The 9,178-nt window shown below is 41.1% G+C and carries 11 protein-coding genes; 4 read left to right on the forward strand and 7 right to left on the reverse strand.

The window, feature by feature from the left end:
- Positions 1–225: 225 nt before the first annotated feature.
- Positions 226–498 carry a hypothetical protein gene (locus tag AN490_RS20050; RefSeq protein ID WP_300006606.1) on the forward strand — a complete coding sequence of 91 codons (273 nt, stop codon included), beginning with the start codon at positions 226–228 and terminating at the stop codon, positions 496–498.
- A 26-nt stretch (positions 499–524) separates the two neighbouring features.
- On the opposite strand, the gene AN490_RS20055 is transcribed toward AN490_RS20050, so the two are convergent.
- Positions 525–674, reverse strand: coding sequence for a hypothetical protein (locus AN490_RS20055; RefSeq protein ID WP_271822066.1), 150 nt, complete (start codon positions 672–674; stop codon positions 525–527).
- Positions 675–710: 36 nt separating this feature from the next.
- Entirely contained in the window at positions 711–1,598 is an 888-nt protein-coding gene (locus tag AN490_RS20060) for a M23 family metallopeptidase (RefSeq protein ID WP_148761248.1), read from the reverse strand.
- 257 nt (positions 1,599–1,855) lie between these two features.
- On the opposite strand from AN490_RS20060, the gene AN490_RS20065 reads away from it, so the two are divergent.
- Both AN490_RS20065 and AN490_RS20070 read left to right on the forward strand, forming a co-directional pair.
- Positions 1,856–3,058 (forward strand): HhoA/HhoB/HtrA family serine endopeptidase, encoded by a 1,203-nt coding sequence (locus tag AN490_RS20065; protein WP_300006607.1) that lies wholly within the window; start codon positions 1,856–1,858, stop codon positions 3,056–3,058.
- A 17-nt stretch (positions 3,059–3,075) separates the two neighbouring features.
- Positions 3,076–3,213, forward strand: coding sequence for a hypothetical protein (locus tag AN490_RS20070; protein WP_300006608.1), 138 nt, complete (start codon positions 3,076–3,078; stop codon positions 3,211–3,213).
- A gap of 61 nt (positions 3,214–3,274) precedes the next feature.
- Here AN490_RS20070 and AN490_RS20075 read toward each other — a convergent pair whose 3' ends face one another.
- Together AN490_RS20075 and ftsH are read right to left on the reverse strand one after the other, a co-directional pair.
- The gene (locus AN490_RS20075; protein WP_041458567.1) at positions 3,275–3,619 is read right to left on the reverse strand and encodes a DUF760 domain-containing protein; all 345 of its coding nucleotides are present in this window, start codon (positions 3,617–3,619) and stop codon (positions 3,275–3,277) included.
- Positions 3,620–3,712: 93 nt separating this feature from the next.
- Positions 3,713–5,620: an ATP-dependent zinc metalloprotease FtsH gene (gene ftsH, locus AN490_RS20080; RefSeq protein WP_300006609.1), complete on the reverse strand. Its 1,908-nt coding sequence runs from the start codon at positions 5,618–5,620 to the stop codon at positions 3,713–3,715.
- Between the two features lie 218 nt (positions 5,621–5,838).
- Between ftsH and aroC the strand changes: the two genes are divergently transcribed.
- Entirely contained in the window at positions 5,839–6,927 is a 1,089-nt protein-coding gene (aroC, locus tag AN490_RS20085; protein WP_300006610.1) for a chorismate synthase, read from the forward strand.
- A 145-nt stretch (positions 6,928–7,072) separates the two neighbouring features.
- On the opposite strand, the gene prmC is transcribed toward aroC, so the two are convergent.
- The 3 genes from prmC to AN490_RS20100 all read right to left on the reverse strand — a co-directional run.
- Positions 7,073–7,972, reverse strand: coding sequence for a peptide chain release factor N(5)-glutamine methyltransferase (gene prmC, locus AN490_RS20090; RefSeq protein WP_300006611.1), 900 nt, complete (start codon positions 7,970–7,972; stop codon positions 7,073–7,075).
- A 22-nt stretch (positions 7,973–7,994) separates the two neighbouring features.
- On the reverse strand, positions 7,995–8,759 hold the full coding sequence (locus tag AN490_RS20095; RefSeq protein ID WP_300006612.1) for a Tic22 family protein: 765 nt from the start codon (positions 8,757–8,759) through the stop codon (positions 7,995–7,997).
- A gap of 159 nt (positions 8,760–8,918) precedes the next feature.
- A partial coding sequence (locus AN490_RS20100; protein WP_300006613.1) for a zinc ribbon domain-containing protein occupies positions 8,919–9,178 on the reverse strand: 260 nt, incomplete at its 5' end.

A 9,178-nucleotide genomic window follows, 5' to 3' on the forward strand; every position in this document is an offset into this window, starting at 1 on the left:
AGGAGTCAATACCTTCTGCAAGGGATAAATAAAACATTACCAACATTATGCGGTGCTATCAGACACCAAAATAGTTTTAACCTTTTTCTCCGTTTCCTGCTATATTTTTCTACTGTTAACATTGATGTAATATACCGTAGCCCGCCTGGGAATAAATTCCCAGTCTCATAGCAAAAGTCATCTTCAGATGACTAAATAAACGTCTACTAATTACTGAAAATTACAATGTCATCCGTAAACCAACAGTCATTTTCTCAATCTGGATTAAATTGCATTGCATTCACTATTTCCCCTGCTTGTCTTTTACAAGTTGGTACAGTATCTATACTGATGCTACTCATGGCTCAAAAAGCTACGGGCGAGGCATTAATCGGACTAGGTGAAGCAGGTGAAGAATTATTACGAGGCGATCGCTTACCTGTTCTCAATTTCCCAGATGATCACAAATTAGACAAGGGTCAATTCCCAAGGAGAACACCCAATACCAGCCGCAACTAACATCACACCCTTAACAGAAAATCATTCTATTTTGCGTCCCGAAGTTTTAATCGGATTGGTCCGTTGTCCGTTGTCCGTTGTCCGTTGTTATTGGGTAATTTTATTCTTCCTTCTGACTCCTGAACTCCTTCTTTCTTCCTCCTGAACTCCTGATAGCGAAGCGTGGCGTTAGCCATACTCCTGATAGCGAAGCGTGGCGTTAGCCATACTCCTCACTTTAAAAACTCTTTGGGATTTTTTGCTTCCCAACCGAGGGAACCGTTAGAACGCATTTCAAAATGAAGATGCGGTTGAGTGGAGGTTGGTTGTCCGGTAGTTCCCACTGCTCCCAAAATATCGCCTTTGTTGACTGTTTGACCGAGAGTAACTTTGATGCTGTCAAGTTGGGCGTAACGGCTTTGTAAGCCACCTGCGTGGTTAATAATGACTAACTTGCCATAACTACCTTGTTCCTTGGCAAAGACGATGATTCCAGGAGCGATCGCTGTCACAGGAGTATTTACTGGTGCTAACAAATCTACGCCACTATGAAAGAAAACATCTCCTGTAATCGGGTGAATTTGCCAACCATAAGCTAATGCAACATCTGTACTACTTGGCAAGGGATAACCAGTAATGTTTCCAGCCGGGGTACTAGGTGCGGTAGCAATTGTCCCAGAAGTAGCAGCAGGAGCAGTAATTACCCCTGGAAGTATCGGTAAAAAGACAAATTTAGGGGTTTTCTGACAACCATTGATTTCAAATACTGTATCTGGACGGACTTTATACTTAGATGCTATTTGTTTCCAGTTTTGATTACGAGGAACTTCGACAACAATGCCATTGAAAGGGAGAATTTGCAGTTCTGTTCCTGGATTTACTACCCCATTCTTCACGGATGGATTAATCCCAATAATTGTTTCTGGTGCTAAATTATAGCGATTAGCTATAGTTGCTAAAGTTTCACCACGATTAACTTGATGACGTTGGATACGAGCTAAAGCGGGAACCGGGCAACTTCCTGGACTAGCATTAACGCTTTGTGACTGTGGCAGTATGGATAATAAACCCAAAGTGCTAAATAAGCTCAAAAAACATAGTGAACAATAGGAAAATTTCATGCAAATAAGTCCATAAATCGCTAATTTTTAGATTTTAGTGGGGAATTGTTAAAGATAGGATAAAGTTTTTCCTCTATCTTTCTACTACCTATTTTGAGTAAATTCATGATGAAATCCCAGAAGTAGATATGATCCCCGAATATGCTGACAAATTTCTAATATTTATATGTCAAATGATCTGTTCACTGAACGTTTGCTTGACTACACTAAAGAGATAAGCTTCCATCTGTCTTTGAGCGCCATTATTCTTAATTATTATGAAGTTATCTTTGAAACAACTGGCTGTTTATATAGGTTTGGTGGTAATTGGCTCTGGTGGTGGTGTCTTTGCTAGTCGTTATTTTTGGACACACAATCTTTCATTTCAACAGTTAAAAAATGTGGCGGTAACTTTACCTGCTGAATCTGTTGTTCCCCAACCTGTCGATGGCATACTCAATTCTTCTGGAGGTGATAATGTCAATTTTATCGCCACTGCTGTCAGCAAAGTTGGCCCTGCGGTTGTGCGGATTAATGCAATTCGGAAAATATCAAATCCGATGACTGAAGCTTTGAAAAATCCCTTATTTCGGCATTTTTTCAAAAAAGATGAACAACCAATGCCTTCAGAAAAAATTGAGCGCGGGACAGGTTCAGGATTTATTCTGACCGAAGATGGTAAGTTACTAACTAATGCTCATGTAGTAGCAGACACAGATACAGTTCAAGTCACCCTCAAAGATGGGCGAACTTTTGAAGGGAAGGTGGTAGGAGTTGATACGGTAACAGATATAGCCGCAGTCAAAATTTCCGCGAATAAATTGCCGATAGTCAAGTTAGGTAATTCACAAAATTTGGTTCCTGGACAATGGGCGATCGCAATTGGCAATCCTTTAGGTTTAGATAATACTGTCACTATTGGCATTATCAGTGCCACAGACAGAACTAGCGCCCAAGTAGGTGTTCCTGATAAGCGCGTGAGTTTTATCCAAACAGATGCAGCAATTAACCCTGGTAATTCTGGAGGACCACTTTTAAATGCTCAAGGACAAGTTATTGGTGTGAATACCGCTATCCGTGCTGATGCTCAAGGACTTGGTTTTGCTATCCCTATTGAAACCGCTTTCCGTGTAGCCAATGAACTATTTACCAAAGGAGAAGTTGCTCACCCATTTTTAGGAATTGAGATGATAGATATTTCCACAACTACAAAACAGAGACTGAAAGAGGAAGATCAACTAAACATTCAGCCAGATGTGGGAATTGTCATTAGAAAAGTTATGGAAAAATCACCAGCGCAGACAGGAGGATTACTTCCTGGTGATGTGATTCAAAAGATTAACGGCAAACAAATAAAAATTTCTGCCCAAGTCCAGAAGATAGTTGAATCAAGTACCGTTGGGGACATTCTCGCAATAGAAGTCAACCGCAATGGTAAAACTCAAATCTTTAAAGTCCGTGCCGGAAATTATCCCCAATAGTAGGGAACAGGGAACAGGTGACAGAGTTAAGGGAAGTGGGGGAAGTAGGGGAAGTGGGGGAAGTAGGGGAAGTAGGGGAAGTGGGGGAAGTGGGGGAGGTAGGGGAAGTGGGGGAAGTGGGGGAAGTAGGGGAAGTAGGGGAAGTAGGGGAATAATTGTTCTTTGTACTTCCTGATCTTCTGACTCGGTGACTCCTGACTCGGTGACTCCTGATTCCTATTGATTGGATAAATGTTCCAATTGCATCCTCTGTTCCATTTGGCGGAGAAAATAACCTGTCATCATTGCCGATGCTAGTATTCCCGCTAGATTGTCCCGGTCTGTTGTAATTTGGACATTGAAATGTTCTGTCGGTATCACTCCCACTAGTCCTTGGACATTCTGGGAAATGATTTGTTTAATTTCAGGGCTGACAGCTTGGGCGACACGGGCTAAAACTTCGGGGGATTGATGCTGTAAATATTTAAGTAATTGATTTGGGTTTTCCCCAAAGCGATCATTCAGAAGTTGATTAGGGTGTTGCTCAGAGTCGTCTTGTAAAAAGTCAGGATCAAACACCATTGGCGATTTATATTAGCGTAACTGCTAATTCTACTCTAAACCATATTCATAGAGTAGCGCATTTTCTACAGGGAAAAGGGAAAAGGAAACTTTCTAACAGGGTACAGACACCTGCTCATTAGTAACTTTAACTTGAGTATGGTTAGCGACCATTGTGCGGAATATATCACCTTCAATAGTTTCTTGTTCTATCAACAAATCAACTGCTCGTTCCAAAATTAACCGATTTTCTTGGATTATTTCCTTAGCCTGAATATAGCAGCGGTTAACAATTTCCCGAACTGCGGCATCAATTTTAGCAGCAATGTCTTCAGAATATTCTGATTTATTTCCCCAGTCACGCCCTAAAAATACATCATTGTTTTGATTTTCTAAGGAAACTGGACCCAAATCAGACATTCCAAATTTTGTGACCATTTGTCGAGCCAGACTGGTAACTTGTTGTAAGTCATTTCCCGCACCTGTGGTAACTTCCGCTTTCCCAAACACAATTTCTTCCGCTGCACGACCGCCTAAAGTTGCGGCAATGCGGGCTAAAATTTGGGAACGAGAAATTAAACCCTGTTCTTCATTGGGAGTAAACCAAGTTAAACCTAGTGCTTGTCCTCTGGGAATGAGAGTAACTTTTTGCACAGGATCATGACCTTTAACCAACGTACCTACCAAAGCGTGTCCGACTTCATGATAAGCAATCAGGCGTTTATTTTTGCTATCTACTAAAGCAGTTCCTTCCATACCCGCAACTACTCTATCTATCGCATTATCAACTTCTAAATCGGTAACAGCTTCTTTGCGTCTTCTGGCGGTGAGAATAGCGGCTTCGTTGAGTAAATTGGCTAAATCTGCACCTGTAAAACCAGGAGTGCGCCGAGCGATCGCTTCCAAAGATACACTAGGATCAATCTTCTTATTCTGAGCGTGGACTGTCAAAATTTCCTGTCTTCCCTTCAAATCGGGGACATCCACAATTACCTGTCTGTCAAAGCGTCCTGGACGTAATAAAGCCGAATCCAGGACATCTGGACGGTTGGTAGCAGCAATAATAATAATTCCCGTATTCCCTTCAAAACCATCCATTTCCGTTAATAGCTGGTTGAGGGTTTGTTCCCGTTCATCATTTCCACCACCAATACCCGCACCCCGTTGTCTACCTACTGCGTCAATTTCATCAATAAATATCAAACAAGGCGCATTATCTTTCGCTTTTTTGAACAAATCCCTGACACGGGAAGCACCCACCCCGACGAACATTTCTACAAATTCCGAACCAGACATACTGAAAAAAGGTACACCTGCTTCCCCCGCAATGGCTTTTGCGAGCAGGGTTTTCCCAGTTCCAGGTGGTCCAACTAACAGCACCCCTTTGGGAATTTTCGCCCCTACCGCTGTGAATTTTTCTGGAAGTTTCAAGAAAGTCACAACTTCTTCTAATTCTTCTTTGGCTTCTTTGACTCCCGCAACATCATTAAATTTTACGCCTGTTTTCGCTTCCATTTGAAACCGAGCGCGAGATTTACCAAAACTCATGGCTTGGTTAGAAGCATTTGCAGAACGGCGCAGGAACAATAGCATTAAAGCCACTAAGGGCAAAATCCACATCAGATTGATTAACAACCCCACAGCGGCTCTATTACCAGCGGAGGAAACTTCACCAAAATCAACGTTTTTTTCTTTAAGTTTATTAATTAATTCGGTATTTTGATCTAAAAGGCGCACCTGTAAAGGTATGGTATCCGGCTTTTGTCCAGCTAAATAAACCTTAGCTATCTGTTCAGTTTGATCCAATTCTACCTTTCTAATTTCTCCTTTATCTGCCTTCTGAATCAATTCCCCATAGGTTAAAGAATTCCGCTCTGGCTTTTGCTGCGCTAAAACGGGACTACTACCAACTAGCCCTGGCAACATCATCAGCCCAGCAGCTATGACTCCAGTTAAAACATGACGCTGGGACGAACTTGATAAACGCTGTTTCATTAAAGCCTTTTTGTGCAAATTTTTCATAATAGTTACCTTTATGGCTGTTTTTCTGGTGAAATTGTCAAATCTAGAAATTACAGTTTTCTTATCTAGTTTAACTGCCAGACTCAATTATTAACAGGTGACAGGGGACAAAGTGAGAGTCTTTAAGATAACTGATTGTCATGGGGAATTTTTGATTTTTCGCAGGATCGCCCAACTCCATGTAAAATAAATATTCCGGTCTGTATTTCCTGAATATCATGGGCAGCACTTTTGGTCATCTTTTCCGTATTACTACTTTCGGCGAATCTCACGGCGGCGGTGTGGGAGTTATTATTGATGGTTGTCCCCCACAACTGGAAATTTCTGCCGAAGAAATTCAATTTGAGTTAGATAGAAGACGACCAGGACAAAGTAAAATTACGACTCCTCGCAAAGAAGCGGACACCTGTGAGATTTTATCTGGGGTGTTTGAGGGGAAAACTCTGGGAACACCAATTGCCATTTTAGTCAGAAATAAAAATACTCGTCCCCAAGATTATGATGAAATGGCACAAAAATATCGCCCTTCTCATGCAGATGCTACCTATGATGCTAAATATGGATTCAGAAATTGGCAAGGTGGCGGTAGGTCGTCGGCGCGTGAGACAATAGGTAGAGTAGCCGCAGGGGCGATCGCTAAAAAGATTTTACATCAAGTGGCAAAGGTGGAAGTTATTGCTTATGTCAAGCGAATTAAGGATTTAGAAGGTGTTGTTGATCCGAATACCGTCACTTTAGCAGATGTCGAAAGCAATATTGTCCGTTGTCCAGATGGCGAAATTGCTAATACCATGATTTCATTAATTGAACAAACCGGTCGAGATGGTAATTCCATCGGTGGTGTGGTTGAATGTGTGGTACGGAATGTTCCCAAGGGTTTAGGCGAACCTGTTTTTGATAAATTAGAAGCAGATTTAGCAAAAGCGGTGATGTCACTACCCGCAAGTAAAGGTTTTGAAATCGGTTCGGGTTTTGACGGAACTTTGTTAACAGGTTTTGAACATAACGACGAATTTTATCTTGATGAAAGTGGCGAAATTAGAACAGTAACTAACCGTTCGGGCGGAATTCAAGGGGGAATTTCCAACGGTGAAAATATTATTATCCGAGTGGCTTTTAAGCCGACGGCTACTATTAGAAAGGAACAAAAAACCGTAACTAAGGAAGGTGAAGAAACTTTTTTATCTGGGAAGGGAAGACATGATCCTTGTGTTTTACCCCGCGCTGTGCCAATGGTTGATGCTATGGTGGCTTTGGTTTTATGTGATCATTTATTAAGGCATTATGGGCAGTGTAAGGTGTTGTAGGCAGTGAGAATTTTATGGGGTGTTTATCTGGAATTACCCTATCTAATAGTAAAATATTCTTTTTTCCAAAATCTTTTTTTGTCTCACGCAGAGTCGCAAAGAGGAATGCAAGGAGGAGAAATAGGTGGTTGCTATAGAATATTTTTTATTTGCAATTACAAGCCACTGCAAAACGTTTAATTCCGGCTAAATCAGCATGAATGGAAATATTGATATAATTACCATTATTTTCCAACAATTCCCGCACCATTTCTGCCTGTCCTGCCATCATTTCAATTAACCACAGCCCACCAGGACGCAAATAATTAGGGGAAATATCAATTAAATGACGAATATAGTCTAAACCATCTGCACCACCATCTAAGGCTAAATGAGGTTCATGGTTGACTACTTCTGGTTGTAAGGTCAGTACGGTATTACTGGGGATATAGGGCGGATTTGATATCATGCCGCTAAACTGACCTTTGAGGGATTCTAGGGGTTGCCACCAAGAACCTTGATAAAATTGAATCCGTTCCCGAAAACCTAAATCTTCCGCGTTGGTTTCAGCAATGGCTAAGGCGGCTGGACTGATATCTACAGCATGAATGGTGGCGGTTGTGAATGCTTCAGCTAATCCTAGCGCGATCGCCCCACTACCCGTTCCCAGGTCTACCCAGTGACCTGCTTTGGCTTCACCGTTAGCAGCAGTTACGGCCAAATCAATCAATATTTCTGTTTCTGGTCTGGGAATTAAGACCGCAGGGGAAACTGTGAGTTGAAACTTCCGCCAAGCTGTCGTCCCTGCAATATACTGAACCGGTAAACGGTCATCTAATCGCCTTTGCCACAATTGCTCTAATTCTGTTAAGGACAATTTTATGGGGATTTGCTGCCATGTTTTGAAAGATTCTAAACGCAGTGCCAAGCGGTCTAAATTAGCTATTGTTAATAATAGCCAATCTACCTCCATTGGGGATATGTCCGAGGCTATAGCTGTTTGAATTGCGGTTTTTCGCCACTGCCAAAGTTCTAATCCAGAAACTATTTGATTTGCCTTTAACATATCAGGAGGTAAAGATTATTTTTTATTTTTTTGGTTGATTTGGAACTATAGAACGAATAAATTCTATTGATTCCCGTGAGGGAAACAAGAAAATTTTATTGGTGCTGGGATCATTACTACTACTGAGTGTTTCAATCACTCTATACAAATCTAATACCTGAATTTCTGTATTCGCTGCTTCCTGTGGTTTAGCCTTTTTGAAGGCTTCTAAAAGAGCGACTGCTTGTTCTTTTTCAAAATAGAAAGGAATCAACCGATTTTTTCCCTGGGAAATGGTCAGATAGCTATTATCTTTCTTGAATTTTGGCACAAATAAAGGAATACCATTAAATTTTTTGTCTGGGCTACCACTGGTATTCAGCATAGTTATGGCCACATCCACTTGCTGTTTTGTGGGAACTAAAGTTAAAACTACATTAGAGTCTTTTTTCTTATTATTTTCTACTACTAATTTATAGTAATCGGCTAAAGAAATTGGTGTGATTTGGATAGTATTTGCTAACTGGGGATTTTCTTTTTTAAGCCGATTTTCTAGGAAAAGTTGAGCGTCTTTCTTACTAATAAAAAAGCCTATTTGGGAAATAGTTTTAGATTGATTTTTTTTGGAGATAACTACAAATTCTCCTTTGGGATTAGTTAGTGTAAAAACTGGTACTTCTTGTAAAGTTTTTACCACCTGTTCCTGTGGTAGTGCTAGGGCTTGGAGATTATTTATTCCCAAGATTCCCGCAAACATTACACTACCAGCCAAACCCAATGTTAAGCTCCAACGAACTAATAATTTCATGATCACTCCTCCCGTCAATAATTTTATTAATGCCAGCAACTAGACAAATTGTGAGATTTATGCACCATTGACACTCCCCGGTCTAAAGACACGGGGATTCTACATTCATCGTCAGAATTTGCTCTAGCAGGTTTTCACCCTTACGGGTTCCTCAGTCGCTCATGGGGGAAACCCCCAAGACCGCGCTGAGTCACCAACTAGAGTAGAGATTCCAACTCCTGTAGCGTTAATTTGGGGATGCCCTCCCCTATTTTTTGCCAGATTAAGAATGTTAATTGCGGCATTTGTATCTCTGTGCAATTCGCAGCCACAAACACATTTATGGGTACGAGTTGATAGAGATTTTTTGACAATTACGCCACAGCTAGAACACTTTTGAGAAGTATAATGTGGTGCTACAGCTATAGTAATTTTGTCAA

It is taken from the genome of Anabaena sp. AL09, from assembly GCF_001672255.1.
GTDB classification, from domain to species: Bacteria; Cyanobacteriota; Cyanobacteriia; order Cyanobacteriales; family Nostocaceae; genus Dolichospermum; species Dolichospermum lemmermannii.